A 25,602-nucleotide genomic window follows, 5' to 3' on the forward strand; every position below is an offset into this window, starting at 1 on the left:
GTAGTGCCGGCTCCCCACCGGAGCCGGCAGAACGCGAGCTGAGACAACAGAAAACGCTACGGCCCGGGACGCGGCTTTCGCCGCGGTCCCGGGCCGTTTCACTGGGAACGGCAGTAGTCGCCGTCGCCGCAAAGCCGGATCAGCGCACGGCGGCCACGATCACGCCGCCGATGATGATGAGCAGGAACACCCCGCCGAGGATCAGCCACAGCGACTTGTTCGACATGGGCTCCTGGCCCGGCCGGTAGCCGCCGTAGATGTTGCGGTACGGACCCGACTCCGCCTTGCCCTGGCCCACCAGGTAGGCGTGTGCCGTCATGCGGGCGCCGAACTTCTTGCCGATCTTCTCGGCCGACGCGACGTCGCCGTCGTCGTGCGTGTAGTTCGCGCGGTTCAGGATGATGGCGAGCAGGGCGTCCACCTCGTCGGCCTGGGCGTCGCCGCGCGCGGCCCACTCGTCGAGCTTCGCGATCGGATAGCCCCAGTCCTCAAGCCTGTCACGCTTGGCCCCGGCCAGGTTCGTCAGCCGCTGCCTGACCTCGGCGGTGGTGGCCGTCGGCCGGGTCGGGTTCAACTCCCTGCTCATGCACTCATTCCTAACGAGACGGTCGATATCAGCCGGAGGACACCCATGAGAAGTTACCCCCGGGCACGCCGTTCGCGCCCAGCGGGGTGTTCGACTTCAGCCAGGCCAGCCCGTCGTGGTTGCCCAGATTGGTGACCGGGCTGTTGTCGTTCCACCCGGGCTGGGTGGTCAGATTGGTCATGTTCGCCCAGCCCAGGGCCAACGGCACGGTACCCCACGCGATGTAGCGGGCCTTGCCGCCGGCGGACATCATCGTGGTCGGGTACTTCGCCAGGCCGTCCTTGACCGCGCCCCAGGCGCCCAGGTCCTTGATGTTGGCGGCACCGTCCTTCATGCCCTGCACGTACAGCTTCGGGTTGACCGCGGCCTTGGCCATCTCGGTGTAGCGGCCCATCCCGCTCTCCGGCAGCTCCGCCATCAGCCCCTTGGCGGCCTTCGCCATCTTCGAGGCCTTCATCCCGGTGATGCCGACGGCCTCACCCGCCTTGGCGGCGCGCAGGGCCTTGGTCATGCCGCTGGCCCCCTTGAGACCGTTGTAGATCTCGAAGAACTTCGAGCCCTTCGCGACATCCCCCAGCAGCCGTCCCGCGCCGCCGGACAGCACGCCCAGGACGTCGATCCCGACGTCCAGCCACGTGCCCCGGCCGTCCAGCGCGTTGATCACATCACAGCCCAACGCCACCACCGAGGCGATCATCGCCGCCGCGCCCAGCAGTTCGCCGACGACCGGTACCCAGCTCAGCGCCAGCGCCAGCACGCCGAGGATGCCGGCGATCGCGCCGGCCCAGTGCCCGACGACCTGCGCGAAGTCCTCGATGCCGTGCAGGGCGTCGCTGGCGATGTCGCCGACCTTGTCCCAGAACCCGTCCTTGAGACCGTCGTGGTTGTAGGCGTTCACGATGGCGTCGGCGAACTTGTTCGCCTGGCTGTCGCGGAAGTCGCGGGCGGCCTGCAGGTCCTTCTCGGCCTGCGCCATGTCGCCGTCGAAGCCGGCCTTCTGGCCGCTCAGCTTCGTCAGCACCGGGTCCGGGCCGGTCGGCGGCGGGGTCCCGGGCGGCGGCGGGGGCTGCTTGGCCTGCGCCTGGGTGTGCGCGTCGATCTGGCCCTGCGCGCTGCGGCTGTTGGCCTGGGCCTCGCGGCCCTTGTTGATCGCGGCCTTGGCCATGTCCTGCGCGTGCGCCAGCGACCCGGCCCAGTTGCCCAGCGAGCCCTGGTCCGTGCCCAGCGCGCCGGCCGCCGCGTCGTAGCGGCCGAAGGCCTTGTCCAGCTTGTCCGCGGTGTCGCCGACCATGTTCTGGAACTCGCGGCCGGAGTCGGAGTCCCAGCCCTGGCCGTTCACCAGGTTGCGCAGGTTCGCCGCCTGCTGCCGGATCGCGTCGGCGGTGTCGCGGTAGTTCTTGCCCAGCGCCGTGACCTGGCCCGGGTCCCCGGGAATGTTGTCGCCGGAGTTGTAGACCTCGTGGTCCCAGTCGATCGCCACGCCCCTCAGCCCTTCTTCGGTGGATCGGTCAGCGCCTTGGCCAGGTCCGAATCCAGACCGTCCCAGTTCTTCGCGCCCTCCGACGCGGCACTCTGCAGGTGCTGCAGGTTGGACAGCAGGCTCTTCTTGTGCACGTCCCAGTTCGTCGCGAACTGGTCCAGCGTGTCGGCCATGCGGCCCGAACCGAGGTCGCCGGCGAAGTGATGGACGATGTTCCCCGAGTTCTGGAACTGATCGACCAGCCGGCCCAGCGCGTCGCCGATGTTCGCGAGCTCCCCGGTGTTGATCTTGATGTGGTCGGCCATCAGACCTCCCCCTTCCCGTTGTCTGTGCGGCTTGGTGCGCGGTGCTTGCCTGTGCGGCTTGGTGCGCGGTGCTCCGTGTACGGGTTCGTGCACGGCGGGCGACGAGAACCCGCCTCAGCGGGCCGGGAGCACCTGCAGCGTCTGTGCCAGCGCGTCGGACATGTCCAGCAGTTCCCGGCCCAGCAGGACCGCCGACCAGGTCACCGACAGCACGACGGCGAAGTCGGTCTGCGGCGGCCGCACGGCGTAGACCACGCTGTGCAGCAGCTTGCCGTCCCCGAACTCGTCGACGTCCCCGATCACCTGGCGGACCACCCGGACCGCCGGACCGGCCGGCAGCACGCCGCGCCAGACGTCCACCGGTGCCGTCAGCTCCAGCCCGGGATCGCTGTAGATCCGCTCCAGCCACTCCAGGGTGACCTCGGGGATCTCCTCGTCCGGATTGACGTCCACGACCTCGATCCGCGCCATCTCCACCGGCAGGACGTCGTCCGGCAGCAGATAGGCCATGGCCACGTCGCGCGAGGAGGAGTCCGCCGCGGCGGCCAGGATCTCGGCCGCGAACAGCTCGACGTCCTCGTCCTCGGCGTCGAAACCCTGACGCGCGCGCGAGGTGCTCTCCGCCCACGCCGTCAGGTCGCCGTCCTCGTTGACCGGCAACCGGATCGCGATCTCCGGCCGGTCCATCGTGATGGTGAAGTCACCGCGTGCCGCCACGTCTCAGCCCTTCCACACGAACGACAGCGCTATCGACTCGAAGAGCTCGACCATCGGCTCGGCCAGCGGCTCCACCGGGGTGCTGAACGAGAGCAACAGCTGCGAGCTGGTGCGCGGCACGTCGAAGAGCACGTCGAAGTGCGTGTCCGGGAACGTGCTGCCGGAACCGGGCCGCGGCGGGGTCTTGTAGACCTGCACCAACGCCTTGCCCGCCGGCAGCTCGGTGACCCGGGCGTCGCGCCCCTCGGCGGTCAGCCCCAGCGCCATCTGCTCCAGCGTCGCGCGCGGCTGCCCGGCCGGACGCGGGATCAGCGTCACCAGCAGGCTGGCGGACACCGGCACGCCGACGACGTCCATCGAGCCCAGATACAGCTCGATCCCGCCCTTCTCCCAGGCCTCCTGGCAGCGGCGCTCCAGGTCGCCCCGCAGCTCCGCCTTCAGGTGCGGCGCGTTGTCGATCCCGCGGAACCGCTTGTCGACCATGACCTGGATCCGGCGCGGCCACACCTCGGGGTCCAGCGCGATGCGGGTCCACCCTTGCGAGGGGACCATCAGGCGGTAGTCGCGGGGCGGGGCCTGCGCCCCGGTGTCCTCGCCGGCGGGCGCCCCGGACCCGTCGACGGCTGTGGGCGAACCTACGCCCGGAGGTTCGGTCGGTGATGTCACGGCTGCGGCTTCCTGGTCTCAGGCGGCAAAAGGGCCCCTCCCAGAACGGAGAGGCCCCTTCGGGATTCGCTGCCCGCGGTGCGGGCCCTGCGGTGATCCTTTTGTCAGCCCTGGCCCTTGATGGAGTTGGCCAGCGAGGTGTCCAGGTGCTCCATCTGGTCGGCGGCCTGGTTCAGGTAGTTGCACATACCGGTCATGCCGGTGAGCATCTGCGTCGTGCCCTTGGTGAAGTTGCTGTAGGACTCCTCGAAGGCCTTCGACGCCTGGGTGGTGACGAAGCCGCCGTTCACCAGGTTGTTGATCATGGCCTGCGCCTGCTTCAGCACGTCGGTGGCCTGGTGCTCGAAGTTGGTGAGCTGGCCAGCAGCCTGGCGCATCTCGCCGTATGTGACGTTAAGGTCCGCCATTTTCAGCACTCCCCTAAGTGTTGCGCGCCCGGCATGAGCGCGGCTCTCAGCCGGTCAGCGATTGCTTCCAGCCCCGTGTGGAACACCCCGAAGACTGCCACCGGGACGCCGCGATTGGCAACCGGCCGCAAGGCCCTCACCAGCGGTTTCCTCGTGATTCTGCCCGGTTATGCCGGGATTGCGACTCCGCTTGTAACCGGTTCCGGGGACCCGTCCCCACCCCCGTTGAGCTGCGCGGAGAGCCTTTCGCGGTCCAAAGCGTCCTCCCAGCCGGCGATGACGATGGTGCCGACCGCCGTTCCGCACAGGTTTGTCAGGGCTCTGCACTCGCTCATGAACTTGTCGATCCCGAAGATCAGCATGATGCCGGCGACCGGGATGGTCCCGACCGTGGACAGCGTCGCGGCCAGCACGATGAACCCGCTGCCGGTGACGCCGGCCGCGCCCTTGGAGGTCAGCAGCAGGACGCCGAGGATCGTCACCTGCTGCGCGAAGGACAGGTGCACGTCCAGCGCCTGCGCGATGTAGAGCGCGCCGAGCGTCAGGTAGATGCAGGTGCCGTCCAGGTTGAACGAGTACCCGGCGGGCACGGTCAGCCCGACCACGTCCCGCCGCACCCCGGCCTGCTCCATCTTGTCGATGATCCGCGGCAGCACGGTCTCGCTGGAGGAGGTGCCGAGCACCACCAGCAGTTCCGGCGCGATGTACCGGACCAGCTTGAAGATGTTGACCCGCTGGGTCGCGGCGACCGCGCCGAGCACCACGACGACGAACAGCGCCGAGGTGCCGTAGAACACCGCGATCAGCTTGCCCAGGCTGGTCAGCGTGTGCAGGCCGTACTTGCCGACAGTGAACGACATGGCCCCGAACGCGCCGACCGGGGCGGCGTACATGACGATCCCCAGCACCTTGAACAGGACCCTGCCGATCACCTCGATACCGCGCGCCACCGGCTCGGCCGGCTCGCCGACCAGCTTGATGGCCACCGCCACCAGCACCGCGATCACCAGCACCTGCAGCACGCTGCCGGTGCTGAACGCGCCGACGATGCTGTTCGGCACCATGTCGGTCAGGTAGTGCCAGGCGGACTGGGTCTGGCCGGTCTTGATGTAGTCCGCGGCCGCCCCGGTGGCCTTGGGCACCTTGGCGTGCACCCCGGCCCCGGGCCGCAGCACGTCCATCACCAGCAGCCCGATCGCCAGCGCGACCGTGGACAGCACCTCGAAGTAGATCAGGGACCTGATCCCGACCCGGCCCACCTCGCGCAGCCTGCCCACGCCGGCGATCCCGGTCACCACGGTCACGAAGATCACCGGAGTGATGACCATCCGGATCAGGTTCACGAAACTGTCGCCGAGCGGCTGCAGCTGGGTGGCCACGCCGGGCGCGGCGGCTCCGAGGGCGATGCCGGCGGCTATGCCGACCAGGACCCAGACGTAGAGCTGGCGGTACCAGCGACGAGGCATCGGTGGCGATGAGGTTTCGGACATTGGTCGCTCCCCAGTGACGGCCGGGTTAACGGCCCTTACGGCTGACGGACGCCGTTCACTGTGGGGCAGGTCACAGATCACTTTCGTGGTTACGCGCATTACGCGCACAGCCCCCACGCGTTACCGAGACGTCACGTGATCTCGGTGTTCGCCTTTGCCGAAACGGATTCGTCGGGGACACTGCGGGGCATGCGTCGTATCCGGAGCCGGTTCAGCATCGCCACGCAGGTACTGCTCATGCAGTGCGTGCTGGTGCTGCTGCTGACGGCGGCCGGCTCCACGGCCGCCGTCCTGCAGGCCCACGCCACCGAGCACGACGGTGCCCGGCGCCAGGTGCTCTCCACCGCCGAGGCGCTGGCCGGCGCGCCGTCCACGGTCGCCGCGCTGCACACGGCGGATCCGACCGTCCCGCTCCAGCCCGAGACCACGGCGCTGGAACAGCAGGCCGGCGTCGACTTCGTGGTGGTGATGACCACCACCGGCGTCCGCTTCACGCATCCGAACCCGGCCCTGATCGGCAAGACCTTCGTCGGGCACATCGCGCCGGCGGTCGCCGGGACGTCGTTCACCGAGGACTACTCGGGCTCGCTGGGCCCGTCGGTGCGCTCGGTGGTGCCGATCCGCGATCCCCGGCAGGGCGGCGCGATCATCGGCCTGGTCTCGGTCGGCATCACCCAGCACCGGCTCAGCTCGCTGTTCGGGCAGCAGCTGCCGATGGTGATCGGGATCTCGGCCGCCGCGCTGGCGCTGGCGGTCCTCGGCGCGTACGCGGTCGGCCGCCGGGTACGGCGGCAGACCCGCGGCCTGGGCCCGGTCGCGCTGGCCGAGCTGTACGAGCACCACGACGCGGTGATGCACGCGATGCGCGAAGGCCTGCTGCTGTTGGACCCGGCGGGCCGGCTCATCCTCGCCAACGACGAGGCGGTACGGCTGCTGGACCTGCCGGACGCGCGGCAGGGGCGCACACCGGCCGAACTCGGCGTGGACGGCTCGCTCGGCGCGGTGCTGGCCGGCGGCGCGGACGTGGCCGACGGGATCCACCTCACCGACAACCGGGTGGTCACGGTCAACCAGTCGACGGCCCGGCGCGCCGGACGCGACCTGGGCACCGTGGTGACGCTGCGGGACCGCACCGAGCTGCAGGCCCTGACCGACGAGCTGGCCTCGGTGCGCGGCTTCGCCGAAGCCCTGCGCGCCTCCAACCACGAGGCGGCGAACCGGCTGCACACCGTGGTGACGCTGATCGAGCTGGACCGGCCGGGCGAGGCGGTGCGCTTCGCGACCGGCGAGTTGGCGGCCCAGCAGGAGCTCGTCGACCGGCTGTTGACCGCGGTCGAGGAGCCGGTGCTGGCCGCGCTGGTGCTGGGGAAGGTCGCGCAGGCCCGGGAGCGCGGGATCGAGCTGGGCGTCGGGGACGTGACCGCGGTGCGGGACCTGTCGTTGCCGGTGACCGACGCGGTGACGCTGGTCGGCAACCTGATCGACAACGCGTTGGAGGCGGTCGGCGGGTACGACGGCGGCTCCGAGGGCGGCTACGGGGCCGCCGCGGCCAAACAGGTCTGGATCGAGCTGACCGACGACGCCGCGGGCCTGCGCGTCCAGGTCGCCGACAACGGCCCGGGCATCGCGCCGGAGCTGCGTGAGGACGTGTTCGTGCGCGGATTCACCAGCAAGGCCGAGGCCGGGCGCGGTCTGGGGCTCGCGCTGGTGGCCCAGATCGTGAAGCGGCACGGCGGGACGGTCTCGGTGTCCGAGGCGGCAGGCGGCGGCGCGGTGGTCGAGGTCCGGATCCCCAGGAGGGCCGAGCCGTGATCCGCACTCTGGTGGTGGAGGACGATCCGGTCCTGGCCGCGGCGCACCGGGTCTACGTGGAACGGGTTCCCGGCTTCGAGGTCGCGGACGTGGCCCGGACCGGTGCCGACGCGTTGCGCGTGCTGGCCGCGCGGGACGTGGACCTGGTGCTGCTGGACGTGTACCTCCCGGACATGACCGGCCTCGACCTGTGCCGAACCCTGCGGGCCCGGGGCGACGCGACCGACGTGATCGCCGTGACCTCGGCCCGGGATCTGGCGACGGTGCGGGCCGCGGTATCGCTGGGGATCGTGCAGTACCTGATCAAGCCGTTCCAGTTCTCGACGTTCCGCGCCCGGCTGGAGTCGTACGCGGAGTTCCGCCGGGCCACCGAGTCCGCCGACGCCAACTCCGGCTCGCTGCAGCAGGACGAGCTGGACCGGATGCTCGACGGGCTGCGGTCGCCGCGTCCGGCGCAGCTGCCGAAGGGGCTGTCGGACAGCACCCTGGCGGCGCTCGTCGGGATCCTGAAGGCGGCCTCGCCCCTGACCGCCGCCGAACTCGCCGAGCGGGCCGGGGTGAGCGCGCCCACTACTCGCCGGTATCTCGAATACCTGACAGCTCGGCGGCTGGTCTCGGGACAGCCGCGCTACGGCGGGCCCGGACGTCCGGAAACCGTCTATCAGTGGTCCGGCTGAGGGTGTCGCCCGGAGTGTGAACGTTCCCTGGAGGGCATTCGTCAGCATCCATTCAAGGGCTGCCGCACCCACGTTGACAAGCCCGTCTATCCGACGTTGAGCAAATGGTGAGCCCGGCGGCGGACAGTGGGGCGTATGCGAGTTCTCATCACCGGACTGGGTCGGCGGCGCAGCCGGACCCTCAGCGGCGGCCTGGCCGCGCTGGGGTTCGACGTGCTGGACGCCGCCGACGTCACCGGGGCCGGGCCGCTGCGGCGGCTGCCGGACGTGGTGCTGCTGGAATGCGGCATCGTCGATCGCGAAGTGCTGGCGTTCTGCCGCCGGCTGCGCACCGAGCTGCAGGCCCCGATCATCGCCGTCACCCACCGCGTCGACATGGGCGCGTGGCTGCGCGGCCACGACAACGGCATAGACGACTACGTGGTCCAGCCTTTCGGACTGCAGGAACTGGCCGCACGTCTGCGGTTGGCCGTGGCCCCACCACGACCACCCCTGACGCCCGGGCCCCCGCGCCGCATCGTCGCCGGACCCCTGGTGGTCGCGGAGGACTCGCGGACGGTCACGGTCAACGGCCAGCGCGTCGCCCTGCGTCCCAAGGAGTACCAGCTGCTGGTGGTCCTGGCCCGGCAGGCCGGCACCGTGCTGGCCCGCGACCAGCTGATAGCCCGGCTCTGGCCGGCCGGCTGGGACGGCGCGGAGCGGTCGCTGGAGGTGCACATCGCCTCGCTGCGCTCGAAACTCGCGCTGCCCGGCATGATCGCCACGGTGCGCGGCGTCGGGTACCGGCTGGTGACGCCGGAGTCGTTCCTGCGCCTGAGTTCGGAGGCGGTGCGGCAGCTGCGGGAGGAAGCTGCGGGCCGCGAGCGGACAGTGGTGGCGGCATAAGGGCATTTCAGGCGCCGGGCGCACTATTGCGATTGGGCAACGACTGCGACGTCGATGATCGACACCGCGACGGCCGCCGCGACTCGGGACACCCCGACGTCACGGCGGCCGTCGCCACTTCCGGTGACGATTCGGTGACGAGAACCGCCGGACGACCGCGTCCGAACCGGGAGAAATCACAAAACGCCCCTCCCCGGGCGCCCTGAAAGGCGGTTACGATAGCCGCTCGCAGGGGGATGGCGAACCGTCCAATAGCCGCATCGCTCCGGGGGTTTCCTCAGTCTCGGCGCCCTGCGATGCGGCCTGACGCGTAGACGGGGAAGACAGCTGTGAGCAAGGACCGAACGATTCCGGGCGCCCCGGCGGCGGGCACCGCTTTCGGCGGCGGCCGCGCGGTCGCGGCCAACCGGCTGCCCACCGCTCCGCGGGAGCGCAAGCCGGCGTTGGCGGCTCTGGCCGTGCTGCTCATCCTGGCCGGGGCGCTGGCGACGATGATCCTGGTGACGAAGTCCGGGAACCGGGAGTCGGTCGTCCGGGTCGCGGACAAGACGATCGCGGCGGGCTCGAAGCTGGACGCCGGCCAGTTCGTCGAGGCCAGCGTCGCCAAGGACAGCGGCATCAACTACGTGCTGTGGAGCCAGCTGAGCCAGCTGCAGGGACGGGTCACGTACAACACCCTGGTCAAGGGTTCGCTGCTGACCGGCGACATGCTCAACGACCAGTCCGGCGCCTCGGCCGGCGCCGTCCCCGGCACCACCCTGATGGGCATCCAGATCAAGCAGGGCCACTACCCGACCGGCCAGATGTACATCGGCGACAAGTTCACGCTCTACACCGACACCGTGACCGCCGGCCAGAACGGCCAGAACGCCACCGCGAACTGGGTCGCGCAGGGCACGGTGACGCTGGTGAACCGGGACGACGCGGAGACCATGACCGCGACCATCGCCGTGCCCACCGACAAGGTGCTGACGGTCGCGAACGCCGCCGACCTGATGCTCACCAAGACCTTCGGGTGAGGCAGCCCACCCCATGTCCCTGATAGTCCTGGCCTCCGACAAGGGCTCCCCCGGCGTCACCACGACCGCGGTGGCCCTGGCCGGCGTGTGGCCGCGCCGCGCGGTCCTGGCCGAGTGCGACCCGGCCGGCGGCGACCTGGTGTACCGCACCCCGGCCGACAGCGGCCAACCGCTGAATCCCAACATCGGCATGCTCTCGCTGGCCACCACGGCGCGCCACGGCCTGTCCCCGCACCAGCTCGAACAGCACATCCAGCGCATGCACGGCGGCTTGGAACTGGTGGTGGGCCTGGCCACCGGCGACCAGTCGGCGGGCCTGGCGGGCCTGTGGCCGGCGCTCGGCCGCGCCTTCGACGCCCTGCCGGAGGCGGACGTGATCGCCGACTGCGGCCGCGTCGACGCCGCCGGCCCGGCCCTGGACCTGATGGCCACCGCGGCGCTCGTGGTCCTCGTCGCCCGCACCTCGGCGGAGCAGATCGCCCACGTCCGCGACCGCGCACTGTCGCTGCTGCAACGCGTCGGCGGCGGCACCGCCACCGCCGGCGGGGGCCTGGGCGTCCCGATCGGCGTGGTGCTGATCGTCGACCCGAAGCAACGCGCCCGCGTCACGGCACAGGTGGACGAACTGCTCCGTACCAGCGGCCTGCCGGTGAAGGTGATCGGCACGATCGCCGACGACCCGGACGGCGCGGACCTGATCAACGGCCGCGGCCGAGGGCGTCTGGACCGCACCCTGCTGATCCGCTCGACGCGCGAGGTGGCGCTGGATCTGTACCGGCGGTTCGCGATGCCTTCGCAGGGGGCTGCGATACCGCAGGGCGCGGCGCCCATGATGCCGCCCGGGCAACCGATACCGGGGCCGCAGCAGCAGTACGCCGCACCGCCGATACAACAGCCGCTCGCGCCGCCGATGCCGCCGCAGCCGCAGTACGCGCCACCGATGCCGCCGCCGCAGGCCGCGCCGGTCAATGGATACGCACAGCCCGCACGGCCGGCACAGCCGATACCTCCCGCGCCGACGGCAAAACCGCCGATGTTCCGCCGCGACGCCCAGGCACAGCCCGCGGTCTGGCCCAGCGAGCTACCCCCGAAGCCGCCGACCTCGGCGCACGAAGGCTTCACCTCAGTGACCCTCGGCGGCGGTCCCGATCCGCGCCCCGGCAACCTGCCGTACCAGGACGCGCGCGAATCCGACCTCAACCATCTCCCGCCGGGCACGGACATCCAGCCCGGCAGACACGGTCACCGTGCCGCCCCGCCGCAAGAAGACGGAGGCCGGCACTGATGGCCGCCCTCCGCCACACCGCCGACTCACGCGGGCCGGCCCTCGCGCGCCGATCCGCCGGCGTTTCCGCGAGTTCGCCGCCTCGCGGCCCGCGCGCCGCCCGAGCCTGCGGGGAGGTGCACTGATGGCCTCCCCCATCGACCACAGCCTCGTCAAGCGCCTCCGCCAGGACGTCGGCGACCGCCTCGCCGAGCAGCGCCGCGCCGACCAGGCCTCGCGGCTGCCGCCGATGACCGGCGAGGACGAGCGGCAGTTCGCGCGGGCGCTGGTGGCGCAGGCGTTGGAGGATCACGCGCGCACCGAGATCACCTACGGCCGCACTCCTCCCAACGCCATGGAGGAGGAAGCACTCGCGGCCGCTGTGCACGCGGCGCTCTACGGCGTCGGCCGGCTCCAGCCTCTGCTCGACGATCCCGACGTCGAGAACATCGACATCAACGGCTGCGACCGCGTCTTCATCGGCTTCGCCGACGGCCGGGAGGTCGAGGGCGAGCCGGTCGCCGACACCGATGAGGAGCTCATCGAGCTCATTCAGGTGCTCGGCGCCTACTCCGGCCTGTCGTCGCGGCCCTTCGACACCGCGAATCCGCAGCTGGACCTGCGGTTGCCCGACGGCTCGCGGCTCTCGGCGGTCATGGACGTCACGCGCCGGCCGGCGTTGTCCATCCGGCGGGCGAGGCTGGGCAAGGTGTTCCTGCGCGATCTGGAGAACAACGGGACGGTGCTGCCGGAGCTCGGCGGCTTCCTGCGGGCGGCGGTCGCGGCGCGCAAGAACATCATGATCGCCGGGTCCACCAACGCCGGGAAGACCACGCTGCTGCGCGCGCTGGCCAACGAGATCCCCGGGCACGAGCGGCTGATCACCGTGGAGCGGGCGCTGGAGCTCGGGCTCGACCAGTTCCCGGAGCTGCATCCGAACGTCGTCGCGTTCGAGGAGCGGCTGCCGAACTCCGAGGGCCACGGCGCCGTCTCGATGGCCGAGCTGGTGCGCCGCAGCCTGCGGATGAACCCCTCGCGCGTCATCGTCGGCGAGGTGCTGGGCGATGAGATCGTCACCATGCTCAACGCCATGTCGCAGGGCAACGACGGGTCGCTGAGCACCATCCACGCGAACTCCTCGCTGGAGGTCTTCAACCGCATCTCGACCTACGCCCTGCAGTCGCGCGAGCGGCTGCCGGTCGAGGCCAGCCAGATGCTGATCGCCGGCGCCGTCAACTTCGTGGTCTTCATCACCCGCCGCAACGCCTACCACCACGGCGGCACGCTGCAGCGCATGGTGACCTCGGTCCGCGAGGTGAACGGCATCGACGGCCGCGTGCTCTCCTCGGAGATCTTCGCCGAGGGCCCGGACGGCCGCGCCGTCGCGCACGCCCCGATCGCCTGCATGGAAGATCTCGCACAGGTCGGCTACACCGGTCCCCTGCCGGCCCCCCACGCCCCCGGATGGAGGTGAGGCCCGTGGACTCCGCGGTGTTCAACCCCACCACGTTCGCCGCGCTCGGCATCGGCGCGGCGATCGGCGGCGGCGCCGCCCTGCTGATCGCGGCGATCCGCGGGTTCCCGGCGAAGCCGCAGCAAGAGCGGCAGCGGTCGGTCGGCGACGTCATCAAGTTCCTGTCGACGCGCGGCGCGGTCGCCGTGGTGGTCGGGGCCGTGGTGCTGGCCGCGACGCGCTGGCCGACGGCCGCGATCGCCTCCGGTGTCCTGGTCTTCTTCTGGAACCAGATGTTCGGCGGGCTGGCCGCCGAGCGCGCCGCGCTGGCCCGGGTGGAGGCGCTGGCCGCCTGGACCGAGAGCCTGCGCGACACCATCGCCGGCGCGGTCGGCCTGGAGCAGGCGATCCCGGCCACCGCCCGCGCCGCGTCCCCGGCGATCCGCGAGAACCTGCACACGCTGGTCGACCGGCTGCGCGCCCGCATGCCGATGCACCAGGCGCTGGAGTACTTCGCCGACGACATGGACGACGCCTCGGCCGACCTGGTCATCGCCGCGCTGATCCTGAACTCCCGGCTGCGCGGACCGGGCCTGCGCGAAGTGCTCGGCGCGCTCGCGCAGTCCTCGCGCGAGGAGGTCGACATGCGCCAGCGCGTCATGGCGCAGCGCAGCGCGACCCGGCGCAGCGTGCAGATCGTCGTGGGGGTGTCGGTCGCGGTGGTGCTGGGCCTGGCGGTCTTCAACAAGTCCTTCGTGCAGCCCTACAGCACGGCCACCGGCCAGCTGGTGCTGCTGGGGGTGATCGCGCTGTTCGCCGCCGGGTTCTTCTGGCTGCGCAAGCTGTCCTCGATCGAGACTCCGGCGCGCTTCCTGCAGCGCGCGCACAGCCCGCAGGTCCCCGAACAGCGTGGCGGTGAGCAGCGATGACCTACCAGGTACTGGCCGGCGCGCTGGTCGGGCTGGGGCTGTTCCTGCTCATCAGGGCACTGATACCGAGCAAGCCGGACCCGATGGCCTCGATCGCGCGCATCGACGCGCTGCGGCAGCAGTCCTCGCTCGCTTCCGTCTCCCAGCAGGAGCAGGCCCCGCCCAAGCGCCTGGCCAGGCTGCGCGACGAGCTCGGCACGGCGATCAACGAGTTCTACATCCGCCAGGGCTGGCAGGTCCGCTCGCTGCGCGCGGACCTGGCGATCCTGGACCGCTCGGTGGAGCAGTTCCTGGCGACCAAGCTGCTGCTGGCCGCGTTCGGCGTCGTCTTCGGCCCGTTCGTCTTCGCCGCCTTCGCCATCATCGGGCTGCACCTGACGCCCACCATCCCGGTGTGGCTGGCGCTGCTGTTCGGCACGGTCTTCTTCCTGCTGCCGGACCTGGAGGTCAAGGGCCAGGCTGCCGAGAAGCGCCGCGACTTCCGCCGGGTGCTCGGCGCCTACCTGGACCTGGTGGCGATGAACCTGGCCGGCGGCCGCGGCCTGCCCGAGGCGCTGATGGCGGCGGCCGAGGTCTCCGACGGCTGGGCGCTGCGCCGGATCCGCGACGCGCTCACCGACGCCCGGGTCACCGGCATCTCGCAGTGGAACGCGCTGTCCCAGTTGGGCGACGCCCTGGACATCGACGAGCTCAAGGACCTGGGGGCGGCGCTGGCCCTGGTCGCCGAGGACGGCGCGAAGGTCCGCGAGTCGCTGTCCGCGCGCGCCGAGACGATGCGGCACCGCGAGCTGTCCGAGATCGAGGGCGCGGCCGGCGCGAAGTCCCAGTCCATGCTCGTGGCGCAGATGCTGCTGTGCGCGGGCTTCATGGTTTTCCTCCTGTACCCGGCGATGGCCCGGGTCATGGGCTCTATCTAGGAGAGATACGAAGATGAATGCTCAAGTCATCAGAACCGAGTACGCGGAGCTGTTCCCGGTCCGGCCGTGGCAGCACGCGGCCGTGGTGTCGCAGGGCTCTGTCACGGAGTCCGACGACACCGCGGCCGTCGTGGCGGAAACCGTCGCCGCCACGCCCCGCAAGGCCTCCGACCGCGGCGCGTCCGCCGTCGAGTGGGTCGTCATCACCGGCATCGTGGTGGCGATCGTGGCCGGTGTGGGCTACGGCATCAGCAAGGCGATCTCCAACAAGGCCGACGACGCCTGCAACAAGATAGCCGGCGCCGGCAGCACCGCCGCCGACGCCGGGGGCGGCAACGGCGGTACCGGCACCACCGGCGGCAACGGCTGCGCCAAGTAACGAGCGTCCATGACAAACGGGGTGCGGGACGAGACGGGGTCGCGCGGCAGACGTTCGCTGCGCGACGACCGCGGCATGACCGCGGTCGAGTTCGTCGTCCTCACTCCGCTGCTCTTCCTGGTGTTGATGCTGACGGTGCAGTTCGCACTGTTCCTGTTCGCCAAGCAGGCCGCGACCGCCGCGGTGCAGGAAGGGGCCCGGACGGCGCGCGAGGAGGCGGCGTCGAAGGGCTGTGACTCCGCGTCCGGCACCTGGGAGCAGGACGCGGTGCGTATCGCGACCTCGCAGGCGCAGGCGGTCGGCGGACAGTTGGTCCTCAACCCGAGTGTGAAGACCGGATTCACGACGGACCCGGGCCTGAACGCCGACTGCAAGATCTCGCTGATCAGCGTGAGCCTGCACTCGGACGTGCCCTCGGTGTTCCCCGGCTTCGGCCTGACCATCGACGTGCACGCCGGCGGCCCGCTGGAGCAGCCGGTGAGGCACCCGTGAGCCGCCGCGCCCGCGACGCCGGAGTGTCCTCGGTCGAGGTCGTGCTGATGGCGCCGCTGATCGTGATGCTGATCCTGTTGATCGTCGCGCTCGGCGTGATGGTCAACGTGCGCAGCGAGGTCGAGGGCGCGGCCCGCGACGCGGCCCGCGCCGGATCGCTGCAGGGCACCGGCCAGGACGCGATGACCCAGGCGCAGGCCGCAGCCGACGCCGACCTCGGCGACCGGTGTCAGGGCCCTGCCACCGTCACCAGCGCCTACGTGCCGCCGGTGGCCAACGGCGGCGGCTACTACAAGGTGACGGTCGCGTGCACCGTGGACATGTCCGGGTTCGGCGTGTTCGGCGCTCACCAAACGTTCACCAAGACCTTCGCCGCGCCGATCGACCCGCTGCAGAACTTCCATCCCGGGCCCGTGCCGACCTCCACCGCGCCGGGGCCGCAGCCCACTGACACGTCGCCGAGTCCGACCGACACCCAGTTCTCAGTGCCGACCTGGCTCCCCCCGTCGCTGCCGACGAGCGGCGTGATCACCACCACGATCGGCGGCCCGCCGACTCCGACGAACCCAACGCCCACGACGCCGACCGGTACGACGCCGCCGCCGACCCCGCCGACGCCGACCGGCACGGACACCTCGACCACGCCTCCGAGCAAGCCCTCGACCACGCCCCCGACCACACCCCCCAAGACCTCGCCGACCACCGCTGTGGGGCACTGATGGGGAGCCGTCTGGACACGCTGCGCGAGAACCTCAGCAACGACCGCGGATCGCTGGCCATGGCCGTGGTCATCTGGGCACCGGTCGTGGTGCTGCTGATGGCGTTCCTTGTAGATGTCGGCCTGCTGATCTCCGACCGCACCCAGGCCTCGGACTACGCCGACCAGGCGGCGCGGCGGGTCGCGCAGGACATCGACCAGGGCTGGCTCAAGACGCACAACACGCGCGGGCCGAACGGCGAAGACCCCGGCATCGAGATCAAGCTGGACCCGGTGACCGGGGACTGCGTGCCCGACGCCAAGCAGTACCTGATCGACAACCAGATTGCGGACACCACGATCACATCGTGCACCGTCACCGGGAACCCGAGGGAGAACAACGACCTTTACGTCAACCCCCGGATAACGGTCACACTACAAATGCAGTACAAGCCACTGTTCGTCGGTTTCGCCCTCAAAGGTGACACTACTGTCACCGGGACGGGATCTGCGACACCGGTCATCCCGAAGTAGCAGAAGCAGGAAAGGGGGCGCGGACGCATGGTGCACGACTCGGACCGGCAGTACCTCGCGCCGCAGGGGCCGCCGCCGGGCATGGCGCAGGCGCAGGCGCGGCAGACTCCGGTCGCGCTGAAGCGGCAGCGCAGCACCGCGGACGTCATCACCGGCCTGGGCGCGCTGCTGGCGCTGCTGGTGCTGGTGATCGGCGTGCCGCTGGCCCTGGCGTACTTCGTCGGCTGGCCGCTGCCGCACAAGATGCCCTCCGGCGGCCTGCTCAACGCCACGATCGACACCAAGACCTTCACCAACGTGCTGGCGATCCTGATCTGGCTGGCGTGGGCGCAGTTCTCGGCGTGCGTGCTGGTCGAGGCGCTGGCCGCGCTGCGCGGCATCGGGATGCCCGGCCACGTGCCGCTGTCCGGCGGCAGCCAGATCCTGGCCCGCCAGCTGGTCGCCGCGGTCCTGCTGATCACCGCCTCCGCCGCGTCCTTCGCCCCCGGCCTGTCCTCGCTCGGCCGCACCCCCGACGACGGGCCGCACCGCGCGCCGATCGCCGCGACCCAGGTCCTGCAACAGGGCACCCGCGCCGACACCTCGATGCCCTCGGGCCCGGCCCAGCGCGCCGCGACGAGCACCGACACCCGCACCACGGCCGACCTGAAGGGCACGCCGGTGAAGGGCGCGACGAAGTTCTACCGGGTGCAGCCCCCGGCCGGACGGCACCACGACTCGCTGTGGGAGATCGCGCAGCGGCACCTCGGCGACGGCCGCCGCTACCAGGAGATCTACGAGCTCAACAAGGACCGGGTGCAGCCGGACGGCTCGACGCTGACGAAGGCGTCGCTGATCCGGCCGGGCTGGATCCTGGAGATGCCGGCCGACGCGGTCGGCGGGGATCTGGTCGGCGATCCGGCGGCACCGGTTCAGGCGCAGGCACAGACGCAAACTCAGACTCAGACGCCGATGGACGGCGGCAGATCTCCGCACCAGCAAGGCGCCCCGGCCGGCGCGCTGGACGCGACGACCAGCGACGTCTCCGCCTCGGAACAGACGATGAACCTGACCGCCGTGACCGACGGCGGTTCGGGGCAGCGCTCGGACGCGGTACAGATCATCGCCGGCGACCTGTCGCAGAACCCGCACAATCCGCAGACCGCTCAGACCGCACAGACGCCGCAGCGCCCGCAGTCGCCGCACCGGGCTCCGGCCCCCGCCGTACCGACGCACACGAACAGCCAGACCGGCAACCCCACGGGCGGCGCGGCCCACCACGAGCAGGCACCGGCCGGCGACCAGTCGCCCTACCGCCTGCCCCTGGAACTGGTCTCCGCACCGTTGCTGGCCGCCGGGCTGCTCGGTGCGCTGACCCGCAACCGGACCCGTCAGCTGTGGAACCGCGCCACCGGCCGGCGCCTGTCCGGCCCCGGCGACGCCGCGGGCGTGGAGGAGGCGATCCGGCTCGGCGCCGGGATGGCCGACGTGCGGTTCCTGAACCAGGCGCTGCGCGAGCTGTCGGCGGCGCTGGCCACCGCCGGCCGGCCGCTGCCCGCGGTGCGGCTGGCGAACCTGACCGAATCAGGGCTCGAACTCCGGCTCGCGGAGCCGGCGCCGGCCGCCCCGCAGCCCTGGCACACCCGGCCGGACGGGCTCGCCTGGTGGGTGGCCCGCACGGACGTCGGCACGGTCGCCAAGCGCGTCGTGGAGGCGGCCGTGGCGCCGTGTCCGGGGCTGGTGACCGTCGGCGCGGTGGGCCCGGACGCGGCCACCCGCGTCCTGCTGGACCTGGAAGCCTCGTGCGGCGTGATCTCGGTCGGCGGCGACGACACAACGCGCCGCGCGGTGCTCGCCGCGATGGCCGTGGAGCTGCTGACCAACACCTGGTCGGACAAGATGACGGTGACGCTCGTGGGCTTCGCCGGCGACCTGACGACGCTGGCCCCTGGCCGCGTGCACCAGACGCAGTCCCTGGAGGAAGTGCTCCCCGGTCTGGAGACCGAACTCGCCGAGCGCCGCCGCGGCCTGTCCGAGGCCGGCCTGGACTCGGTGCTCGGCGGCCGCCTGGGCATGGTCGGCGGCGCGGGCTGGCCTCCGCACTTCATCATCAGCGCCGCCCCGGTCTCCGGCCCGACCGCGGCCCGGCTGGCCGCCGTCATCGGCGACCCTTCGCGGCTGGGCATCGGCTACCTGATCGCCGGCGACGTCCCGGGCGCCACCTGGAAGGCCACGGTCGACACCGCCGGCCGGCTCCGGCTCCCGGCGCTCGACCTGGACGTGGCGGCCCAGCGCCTGCCCGACGACCAGTACCGGTCGGTCCTGGTGCTCTTCGAGGCCACCCGGGACCTGGACGGCGAACCGATCCTGCCGCTGACCGCCGAAGCGGCGGTCCTGGAGGCGCAGCTCCGCCTGACGCCGACGGTCTCGGTGCGCCTGCTGGGCGATCTGGAGGTCACCGGCGCCTACGGCGACCTCGACGAGGACCGCGTCGACCAGGCCGCCGAGGCCCTGACCTTCCTGATGCTGCACCGCGACGGCGTCCATCCCCGCGTGCTCACCTCGGCCCTGTTCCCGCGCGGCGCCGCCAACGACGTCGGCGACCAGGTCCTGCACCGCCTGGGCACCTGGCTCGGCGTGGCCCCGGACGGCAGCCCGAACCTGGTGACCCTGCCCGACGGCCGCCTGACGGTCTCACAGAGCGTGCGCAGCGACTGGGAGATGTTCAAGAACATGCGCGCGCTGGCGGACGCGGACCCGCGGTATCAGGATGCGAAGAACCGCGACCAGGTCCTCGGCCAGGCCCTCGGGCTGGTCCGCGGACCGCTGCTGGCCCACCGCGAATCGAGCCGCTACGGCTGGCTGGCGTACGAGTCGGTGGAGGCCGAGGTGCCGGCGCTGATCGCGGACACCGCGGTCGAGCTCTGCGAACTGCGGCTGTCGCTCGGCGACGCCGAAGGCGCGATCGACGCGGTCCGCAGCGGGATGCGCGGCTCACCCTCCGACGAGGAACTGTGCCGCGCCCTGCTGCGCGCGACCCACGCCACCGGCGACGAGCAGCGGCTGCGCGAGGTGATAGCGACGGTCGAGGAGCAGACCCGGGCGATACACGGCGAACGCGGCCTGCATCCGAGGACCGAAGCGCTGGTGGACGAACTGCTGCCGAGCTGGCGTGAGGGACGCGGGGCCATGGCGGTCGGCGTCTAGGCCGGGCCGGGCCGCGCCGGGTCCGGGATCTGAGACAGGCGGCCGAGCCGCGACAACGGGATGACTGCAACGGGATGACTTGGGGGAACGCAGGGATGGTGCTCATGAAGCGGGACACGGTATACAAGGGCGTCGTGGGGGCGTTCGGGGCTTGTCTGCTACTGGCTGGTTGTTCCAGCGCGCAGAAGCCTGCCGCTTTGGGGCCGGTCGGCGGGAGCGCCACCGGGACCGCGTCCACCAGCGCCTCGGCCACTCCGACCGGTGCCACGAGCAGCGCATCCAGTTCGGCGAGTTCTGCGGCGAGCAGCAGTTCCGCGGCGCCGGCGCCGACGAGCGTCGCCTCGTCGAGCGGCGAGTGGTCCTACTCCGCCTCGGTCCCCGGCGACACCGACATCGCGGCGGCGCTGAAGGCCTTCCAGAACTACGCGGCGATCTCCTACCAGATGGCGATCAAGGTGCAGTACGACAACAACCTCGTCAGCTACACCGACGGCAACGTGCTGTCCCTGGCGAACAACTTCGTCACCCAGGAGCGCCAGGACAACCTGATCTCGCGCGGGCCGGAGATCGTCAAGGTCACCGGGGTCACGAAGGACGGCGGGACCCCGCCGATCGTGACGATCACGACGTGCACGGACGACACGAAGCTCCCGATGTACAGCTCGTACGGGCCGAAGAAGGGCCAGATCGTCGCCCTCGCCCCGAAAACCCCGACCCCGGACATCTACAAGGTCCACCGAGGTGCTGACGGCAAGTGGCGCGTCAACGCCGTGACTCCGGAGACCACGCCATGTTCAGTGTGATGAGACGGCTGCTGACCGCGGCGGTCGCGGTTTTCGCCCTGACCACCGCGATGATGGTCGCCACCTCTGCCGCTCCCCGCCCCGTGCACGCGGCCGGTGCCGGCGACACCAGCGGCTGCACCGCCGTCGTCTCGACCCGCGACGGCAAGACCATCTGTGAGATCGACGGCTCGAAGGGCGGCGGGGGTGGCGGCAAGGGGACCGGCGTCGACATCGTCTGCAACTCCGACGGCACCCTTGTCTGGGACGGCACCACCTACCAGTGCGACATCGGCATCTGGTCGTTCAGCGGCGGGTGCTACATCACGCCGGTCGTTCCGCAGCCGGCCACCAACGACCCGATCTGGGGCAGCGCGGACCCGTCGGTCAACCGCGCGCAGTGGGAGGACTGCAAGCACATCCCGCCGACGCTGGTCGGCGCGGCGGAGATCATCGGTAAGTGCGTCGGGTACTGCGCCGGGCCGAATCCGGTGGAACGGATCACGAACGAGCTGCAGATCGTCAAGCCGGATCTCGGGATGGCACCCCCCGGCGGGACCGGGGCGATCGGCTTCGTGCACCAGAACATCTGGTTCTGGAGCAAGGCTCTGGACACCTCCACGCAGACCCGGTCCGCCGCGAACGTGGTCGGGACGCGGACGTTCGTCTCCGCGGACTGGCAGATCAAGCAGGGCGACCAGGCCGCGCCGGGCACGCCTCTGCACTGCACCTCAGACAACGAATACACCCCGGACAAGGGGGCGGCGGCGTCGCCGGACCCGCAGTGCGGGTTCCGGTTCACCGCTCCGGGGACGTACACGATCTCCGTCTCGACGACCTGGACGCTGGTCATCTCGCAGAACGGCGTCCCGGGCGCGCCGCAGACCATCACGAGCCAGCCGAACACGACGACGATCGTGATCACCGAGGGGCAGAGCACCAACGGCTGAGCCGGAGATTCCGGCCGGTGAATCGCCCGCGTCGCCGTCCGGCGGCACGCGGGCGATTCGCGTTTCCCCGATGGTTCCGGATGGTTCCGCCGGATGCCGCCGCCCCCTGGTGCAGCCCCGCGCGCGTAGTCCCGGCCACCCCTGATATCACTGTTACAGCCGCCGTCCACCGGACGGGGCGAGGGGATCGAAGGGAGCCGGCGTGAGCGCAGCGGGCGAGCGCCTCTGGCGGCCCGAACCGCCGGTCCCCCTGGCCCGGCTGACGGTGTGGACCACCCGCGGCGGCGCGCCGGTCGTGGTGCGGGATCCGGAGGTGGGGACCGGGATCTACGTCGTGGCGTCCACCCTGGCCAGCATCGACCTCGCGGACGCTCCCGGGGGTGCGCGGCCGGTGGCTCCGGGCGCGGCGGACGCCGTGCTGGCCCTGGTGCCGGAACACCACGGACTGGTGGTGGACAAGGCTTCGGCGGACCCGGTGGTGGTCTCGGCGGCGACCGTGGACCAGCTGCGGCCGCGGCCGATCCCGTACGGGACGGAGGCCGATGCCGCCTTCCACTTACCGCCGCCGCATGTGACCGCCTACCTCGCCGGGATCCGGCGGGCCGCCCGGCCGGCCGGTGCGGGGCGGATCACGGCGGCGTGGACGCTCTTCCCGGACAGCGTGCCGGCGTTGCTGCTGATCGTGAAGCCGGCGCGGAAGGCCGACGGGTCCGCGGCGCTGGACGCGGTGTACCGGGCGGTGCGGGAGCTGGCGCCGCCGGAGGCGGTGCGGGTCATCGACGCCGGGACGCTGAGCCGGGGGCAGATGTTCCGGACGCTGAGCGGGCAGCGGTTGGTGGAGTCGCCGGCACCGGATCCTGATCCTTATGCGTGGCCTGCCGGGGGCGGCGGCAACGGCGGCGGCCGTGGGACCGCCGGGAGCGCCGGTCTCGGCCCCCGCGGTCGGCGCCCGGGCTCCGACCGGGCGACCGGCAGGCCCCAGATCACCGGCCGCACGCCCTTCAACCTCGCGCTGGCGATGGTCGGCGCGCTCACGGGCGCCTTCGTGACGGCGGTGCCGCGGGAGTTCTCGATGCACGGCGCGGCGGCCGGGATCGTGGTCGCCGTCGGGGTGCTGATCATCGTGGCCTGCGTCGGCGCGGCGTTGCGGGACTTCTTCCGGAAAGAACCCTGACAGCCGGAAAGCCGCTCCCCGGGCCGCTCCCAGACCACGCTCGGGCCGTCCCCGAACTCTGTCGAACCCCACCGGACCGCGCCCTGTGGCGCACCCGATAAGATCGACGCGGCCTTACATCAGGGCACAACCCACTTTCGAGTGAAGAACCCCTGATTTTCACCTGTTATCAAGCGAAAAGCCGCTCCGGCCGGATACGGTGGAGGGGTCGCGCCGCACACCGCGTGCACGAAAACGAGTCCTCCCGCATGCCTGTTCACTTGGCTACAGTGGCATCCATGCCGATCCGGGGGACCGTAGCACCGGCCAGGGCCGCCGCCACCGCAGTCGTGGCGGCCCTGGTCTGCGCCGCCTGCAGCAGCACCACCAGTCAGCCGCCCGGGCAGCTGACGAAGAGCGCCGCGATCTCCTCCACCGGAGCGGGCTCCAGCGACACCGACCGGCCCAGCGGAGACCCGCTGGCGCAGGACGGCACGTCCCCGAGCGACCGCCCCAGCGGCGGCTCCATCAACGACTCGCAGCCGTCCTCGTCCTCGGCGAGCACCCCGGCCCCGCCGCCCTCCTCGAAGCAGCCGCCGACGCACCCGCAGCCGACGACCCCGCCGAAGTCCACCCCGCCCCCGCCGCCGCACAGCACCACGCCGACGGGCCCGGTGATGGGATCGCGGCCGACCGGCGGCCCCTCGACCCCGCCGCCGTCGATGTCGACGCGCTGAGGGTTCGGCTCGGGATCCGGCCAGGGGTTCGGCAACGGGCCCGACCGTCGCACGCGCGCAGGGTCATGCGAGGCAGTGATCCCGGCTTCCGGCCGTCCCCGAGAAACCCGAAGGGGCCCCGGCCGAAACCGAAGCCCCTCCACGAACACGCTCGCCCGCCGGCCCCCGAGGCCGGCGCGCGCTCAGCCCTCGAACTTGTACCCGAGCCCGCGCACCGTCACCAGGTGCACCGGCGTCCCCGGGTCCGGCTCGATCTTCGCGCGCAGCCGCTTGACGTGCACGTCCAGCGTCTTGGTGTCGCCGACGTAGTCGGCGCCCCAGACCCGGTCGATCAGCTGCATGCGGGTCAGCACCCGGCCGGAGTTGCGCAGCAGCATCTCCAGCAGTTCGAACTCCTTCAGCGGCAGCTCCACCGGGCGGCCGTCGACGGTCACCTTGTGCCGGTCCACGTCCATCCGGACCGGGCCGGCCTCCAGCGCGCCGCCGTCCGGCTCGTCGCTGGCGGCCTGGCGGCGCAGCACCGCGCGGATGCGCGCCACCAGCTCGCGGGCCGAGAAGGGCTTGGTGACGTAGTCGTCGGCGCCCAGTTCCAGGCCGACCACCTTGTCGATCTCGCTGTCCTTGGCGGTGAGCATGATCACCGGGACGTTGGACTTGGCCCGGATCTGGCGGCAGACCTCGGTGCCGGGCAGCCCCGGCAGCATCAGGTCCAGCAGGACCAGATCGGCGCCGTGCCGGTCGAACTCCTCCAGCGCGGCCGGGCCGGTGTCGGCGACCGCCACCTCGAAGCCCTCGTTGCGCAGCATGTAGGACAGGGGGTCGCTGATCGAGTCCTCGTCCTCGACCACGAGTACACGGGTCACTTCGGGGTCCTCCCACTTGGTATGTTCATGGCCGCGCTACACGGCCCGTGCCAGATCGCGTTCCTCGACACAGACGGGGAGCTTCAGGGTGAAGGTGGAGCCGTTCCCCTCGGAGGACCACACCGACACCTCCCCGCCGTGCGTGGCCGCGATGTGCTTGACGATCGACAGGCCCAGACCGGTGCCGCCGGTCGCGCGCGAGCGCGCCGGGTCGACACGGTAGAACCGCTCGAAGATCCGCTCCAGGTCGCGTTCGGGTATCCCGATGCCCTGGTCGGTGACCGCGATCTCGACCCGGTCGCCGTTGTGCTTGACGGCCACCGCGACCCGGGTGTCGTCCGGCGAGTAGTTCACGGCGTTCTCGACCAGGTTGCCCAGGGCCGCGGCCAGCTGGGTCCGGTCGCCGCGCACCGCGACGTCTTCCTCGGCGTCGGCGACCAGCTCGATCCGGCGCGCCGCGGCCGTCTCGTAGCTGCGGTCCAGGGCGTCGGCCACCACCTCGGCGACGCGCACCTTCTCCGCCGAGGCGGACAGCGGGGCGTCGATCTGCACCCGGGACAGGTCGATCAGGTCCTGGATCAGCGAGGTCAGCCGGGCCGACTCCTGCTGCATCCGGGCCGCGAAGCGGCGGACCGCCTCGGGGTCGTCGGAAGCCGACTGCACGGCCTCGGCCAGCAGCGACAGCGCGCCGACCGGGGTCTTGAGCTCGTGCGAGACGTTCGCCACGAAGTCCCGGCGCACCTCGTCCACCCGCCGGGCCTCGGTGCGGTCCTCGACCAGCACCAGCACCAGCGTGGCGCCCAGCGGCGCGATCCGGACGGTGGAGTGCAGCACGGCGGTGGCGCCGTGCGGCAGGTCCATCTCGACCTGGCGTATCTCGCCGTCCCGGCGCACCTGGCGGGCCAGGTCGAGCAGCTCCGGCGAGGTCAGACTGCGGGACTTGACCAGTCCCATGGCATAAGCTGCCGGAGATGCCTTCACGACGGCGTCGCTGGCGTCCAGCACCACGGCCGAGCTACGCAAGACCTGCAGGACACCGGCGACACCCGGCGGGACCGGATCGTCGCTCGGCGGTTCGGGTGGACCCACGCGTTCCCTTTCACTGAACCGGAAGGCCAAAGCTCCGCTGACCCCGGTACCCAGGCCGATCAGCGCGGCCAGCCCGGCGGTCGCAGCATTGACGTTCACACAGCCAACAGTAAGGGCGCTTCGCACCGGCACA

The 25,602-nt window shown here is 71.4% G+C and carries 26 protein-coding genes; 16 read left to right on the plus strand and 10 right to left on the minus strand.

Translation table 11 applies throughout. The annotated features are described in order from the left end of the window. Positions 1-139: 139 nt before the first annotated feature. From ABH935_RS34280 to dctA, 7 genes are all read right to left on the minus strand, one after another. Entirely contained in the window at positions 140-586 is a 447-nt protein-coding gene (locus tag ABH935_RS34280; RefSeq protein WP_370382106.1) for a hypothetical protein, read from the minus strand. Between the two features lie 28 nt (positions 587-614). After that, entirely contained in the window at positions 615-2,066 is a 1,452-nt protein-coding gene (locus tag ABH935_RS34285; protein WP_370382107.1) for a putative T7SS-secreted protein, read from the minus strand. A 5-nt stretch (positions 2,067-2,071) separates the two neighbouring features. Beyond that, positions 2,072-2,371, minus strand: coding sequence for a hypothetical protein (locus tag ABH935_RS34290; RefSeq protein WP_370382108.1), 300 nt, complete (start codon positions 2,369-2,371; stop codon positions 2,072-2,074). Between the two features lie 114 nt (positions 2,372-2,485). Next, complete coding sequence (locus tag ABH935_RS34295) at positions 2,486-3,088, minus strand: hypothetical protein (protein ID WP_370382109.1); 603 nt, start codon at positions 3,086-3,088, stop codon at positions 2,486-2,488. A gap of 3 nt (positions 3,089-3,091) precedes the next feature. After that, entirely contained in the window at positions 3,092-3,754 is a 663-nt protein-coding gene (locus ABH935_RS34300; protein WP_370382110.1) for a hypothetical protein, read from the minus strand. A 104-nt stretch (positions 3,755-3,858) separates the two neighbouring features. Continuing rightward, positions 3,859-4,161, minus strand: coding sequence for a WXG100 family type VII secretion target (locus ABH935_RS34305; protein ID WP_370382111.1), 303 nt, complete (start codon positions 4,159-4,161; stop codon positions 3,859-3,861). Between the two features lie 167 nt (positions 4,162-4,328). Beyond that, positions 4,329-5,651 (minus strand): C4-dicarboxylate transporter DctA, encoded by a 1,323-nt coding sequence (dctA, locus tag ABH935_RS34310; RefSeq protein WP_370382112.1) that lies wholly within the window; start codon positions 5,649-5,651, stop codon positions 4,329-4,331. Between the two features lie 189 nt (positions 5,652-5,840). Between dctA and ABH935_RS34315 the strand changes: the two genes are divergently transcribed. The 16 genes from ABH935_RS34315 (at position 5,841) to ABH935_RS34390 (ending at position 22,801) form a co-directional block, all read left to right on the plus strand. Continuing rightward, positions 5,841-7,463, plus strand: coding sequence for an ATP-binding protein (locus tag ABH935_RS34315; protein ID WP_370382113.1), 1,623 nt, complete (start codon positions 5,841-5,843; stop codon positions 7,461-7,463). Next, complete coding sequence (locus tag ABH935_RS34320) at positions 7,460-8,140, plus strand: response regulator (RefSeq protein WP_370382114.1); 681 nt, start codon at positions 7,460-7,462, stop codon at positions 8,138-8,140. The genes ABH935_RS34315 and ABH935_RS34320 overlap by 4 nt, the downstream gene beginning before the upstream one ends. Positions 8,141-8,275: 135 nt before the next feature. Further along, positions 8,276-9,025, plus strand: coding sequence for a response regulator transcription factor (locus tag ABH935_RS34325; protein ID WP_194912026.1), 750 nt, complete (start codon positions 8,276-8,278; stop codon positions 9,023-9,025). Between the two features lie 329 nt (positions 9,026-9,354). After that, on the plus strand, positions 9,355-10,044 hold the full coding sequence (locus tag ABH935_RS34330; protein ID WP_370382115.1) for a hypothetical protein: 690 nt from the start codon (positions 9,355-9,357) through the stop codon (positions 10,042-10,044). 13 nt (positions 10,045-10,057) lie between these two features. Continuing rightward, the gene (locus ABH935_RS34335; protein ID WP_370382116.1) at positions 10,058-11,329 is read left to right on the plus strand and encodes a hypothetical protein; all 1,272 of its coding nucleotides are present in this window, start codon (positions 10,058-10,060) and stop codon (positions 11,327-11,329) included. Positions 11,330-11,453: 124 nt separating this feature from the next. Next, a complete protein-coding gene (locus tag ABH935_RS34340) occupies positions 11,454-12,782 on the plus strand; it encodes a CpaF family protein (protein ID WP_370382117.1) in 1,329 nt (442 codons plus the stop codon). 5 nt (positions 12,783-12,787) lie between these two features. After that, a complete protein-coding gene (locus ABH935_RS34345; RefSeq protein ID WP_370382118.1) occupies positions 12,788-13,690 on the plus strand; it encodes a type II secretion system F family protein in 903 nt (300 codons plus the stop codon). Further along, positions 13,687-14,607 carry a type II secretion system F family protein gene (locus tag ABH935_RS34350; RefSeq protein ID WP_370382119.1) on the plus strand — a complete coding sequence of 307 codons (921 nt, stop codon included), beginning with the start codon at positions 13,687-13,689 and terminating at the stop codon, positions 14,605-14,607. The genes ABH935_RS34345 and ABH935_RS34350 overlap by 4 nt, the downstream gene beginning before the upstream one ends. 13 nt (positions 14,608-14,620) lie before the next feature. Then, positions 14,621-14,986, plus strand: a complete 366-nt coding sequence (locus ABH935_RS34355) for a Flp family type IVb pilin (RefSeq protein ID WP_370382120.1) — start codon at positions 14,621-14,623, stop codon at positions 14,984-14,986. 9 nt (positions 14,987-14,995) lie between these two features. Beyond that, positions 14,996-15,478, plus strand: a complete 483-nt coding sequence (locus tag ABH935_RS34360; RefSeq protein WP_370382121.1) for a TadE family protein — start codon at positions 14,996-14,998, stop codon at positions 15,476-15,478. Further along, positions 15,475-16,197 carry a TadE family protein gene (locus ABH935_RS34365; protein ID WP_370382122.1) on the plus strand — a complete coding sequence of 241 codons (723 nt, stop codon included), beginning with the start codon at positions 15,475-15,477 and terminating at the stop codon, positions 16,195-16,197. Before ABH935_RS34360 ends, ABH935_RS34365 begins: the two co-directional genes overlap by 4 nt. After that, positions 16,197-16,709, plus strand: coding sequence for a Tad domain-containing protein (locus tag ABH935_RS34370; protein WP_370382123.1), 513 nt, complete (start codon positions 16,197-16,199; stop codon positions 16,707-16,709). Before ABH935_RS34365 ends, ABH935_RS34370 begins: the two co-directional genes overlap by 1 nt. Positions 16,710-16,736: 27 nt before the next feature. Beyond that, the gene (locus tag ABH935_RS34375) at positions 16,737-19,895 is read left to right on the plus strand and encodes a BTAD domain-containing putative transcriptional regulator (protein WP_370382124.1); all 3,159 of its coding nucleotides are present in this window, start codon (positions 16,737-16,739) and stop codon (positions 19,893-19,895) included. A 104-nt stretch (positions 19,896-19,999) separates the two neighbouring features. After that, positions 20,000-20,698 (plus strand): hypothetical protein, encoded by a 699-nt coding sequence (locus tag ABH935_RS34380; protein ID WP_370382125.1) that lies wholly within the window; start codon positions 20,000-20,002, stop codon positions 20,696-20,698. Further along, positions 20,698-21,627, plus strand: a complete 930-nt coding sequence (locus ABH935_RS34385) for a hypothetical protein (RefSeq protein ID WP_370382126.1) — start codon at positions 20,698-20,700, stop codon at positions 21,625-21,627. The genes ABH935_RS34380 and ABH935_RS34385 overlap by 1 nt, the downstream gene beginning before the upstream one ends. 202 nt (positions 21,628-21,829) lie before the next feature. Beyond that, positions 21,830-22,801 carry a hypothetical protein gene (locus ABH935_RS34390; RefSeq protein WP_370382127.1) on the plus strand — a complete coding sequence of 324 codons (972 nt, stop codon included), beginning with the start codon at positions 21,830-21,832 and terminating at the stop codon, positions 22,799-22,801. Between the two features lie 370 nt (positions 22,802-23,171). On the opposite strand, the gene ABH935_RS34395 is transcribed toward ABH935_RS34390, so the two are convergent. The 3 genes from ABH935_RS34395 to ABH935_RS34405 form a co-directional block, all read right to left on the minus strand. After that, positions 23,172-23,570: a hypothetical protein gene (locus ABH935_RS34395; RefSeq protein ID WP_370382128.1), complete on the minus strand. Its 399-nt coding sequence runs from the start codon at positions 23,568-23,570 to the stop codon at positions 23,172-23,174. 129 nt (positions 23,571-23,699) lie between these two features. Next, the gene (locus ABH935_RS34400) at positions 23,700-24,380 is read right to left on the minus strand and encodes a response regulator transcription factor (protein ID WP_015796763.1); all 681 of its coding nucleotides are present in this window, start codon (positions 24,378-24,380) and stop codon (positions 23,700-23,702) included. Between the two features lie 36 nt (positions 24,381-24,416). Then, the gene (locus tag ABH935_RS34405; RefSeq protein WP_370382129.1) at positions 24,417-25,568 is read right to left on the minus strand and encodes a sensor histidine kinase; all 1,152 of its coding nucleotides are present in this window, start codon (positions 25,566-25,568) and stop codon (positions 24,417-24,419) included. Positions 25,569-25,602: the final 34 nt, after the last annotated feature.

This window comes from Catenulispora sp. GAS73 (assembly GCF_041262085.1).
In the GTDB taxonomy this organism is placed as follows: domain Bacteria; phylum Actinomycetota; class Actinomycetes; order Streptomycetales; family Catenulisporaceae; genus Catenulispora.

Excerpts from the sequence above, each read along its gene's own strand:
- ABH935_RS34385 (WP_370382126.1), top strand. The coding sequence starts at position 20,698 with ATGAGACGGCTGCTGACCGCGGCGGTCGCGGTTTTCGCCCTGACCACC.
- ABH935_RS34280 (WP_370382106.1), bottom strand. The coding sequence starts at position 586 with ATGAGCAGGGAGTTGAACCCGACCCGGCCGACGGCCACCACCGCCGAG.
- ABH935_RS34340 (WP_370382117.1), top strand. The coding sequence starts at position 11,454 with ATGGCCTCCCCCATCGACCACAGCCTCGTCAAGCGCCTCCGCCAGGAC.
- ABH935_RS34325 (WP_194912026.1), top strand. The coding sequence starts at position 8,276 with ATGCGAGTTCTCATCACCGGACTGGGTCGGCGGCGCAGCCGGACCCTC.
- ABH935_RS34360 (WP_370382121.1), top strand. The coding sequence starts at position 14,996 with ATGACAAACGGGGTGCGGGACGAGACGGGGTCGCGCGGCAGACGTTCG.
- dctA (WP_370382112.1), bottom strand. The coding sequence starts at position 5,651 with ATGTCCGAAACCTCATCGCCACCGATGCCTCGTCGCTGGTACCGCCAG.
- ABH935_RS34370 (WP_370382123.1), top strand. The coding sequence starts at position 16,197 with ATGGGGAGCCGTCTGGACACGCTGCGCGAGAACCTCAGCAACGACCGC.
- ABH935_RS34315 (WP_370382113.1), top strand. The coding sequence starts at position 5,841 with ATGCGTCGTATCCGGAGCCGGTTCAGCATCGCCACGCAGGTACTGCTC.
- ABH935_RS34335 (WP_370382116.1), top strand. The coding sequence starts at position 10,058 with ATGTCCCTGATAGTCCTGGCCTCCGACAAGGGCTCCCCCGGCGTCACC.
- ABH935_RS34375 (WP_370382124.1), top strand. The coding sequence starts at position 16,737 with ATGGTGCACGACTCGGACCGGCAGTACCTCGCGCCGCAGGGGCCGCCG.
- ABH935_RS34380 (WP_370382125.1), top strand. The coding sequence starts at position 20,000 with ATGAAGCGGGACACGGTATACAAGGGCGTCGTGGGGGCGTTCGGGGCT.
- ABH935_RS34290 (WP_370382108.1), bottom strand. The coding sequence starts at position 2,371 with ATGGCCGACCACATCAAGATCAACACCGGGGAGCTCGCGAACATCGGC.
- ABH935_RS34305 (WP_370382111.1), bottom strand. The coding sequence starts at position 4,161 with ATGGCGGACCTTAACGTCACATACGGCGAGATGCGCCAGGCTGCTGGC.
- ABH935_RS34355 (WP_370382120.1), top strand. The coding sequence starts at position 14,621 with ATGAATGCTCAAGTCATCAGAACCGAGTACGCGGAGCTGTTCCCGGTC.
- ABH935_RS34350 (WP_370382119.1), top strand. The coding sequence starts at position 13,687 with ATGACCTACCAGGTACTGGCCGGCGCGCTGGTCGGGCTGGGGCTGTTC.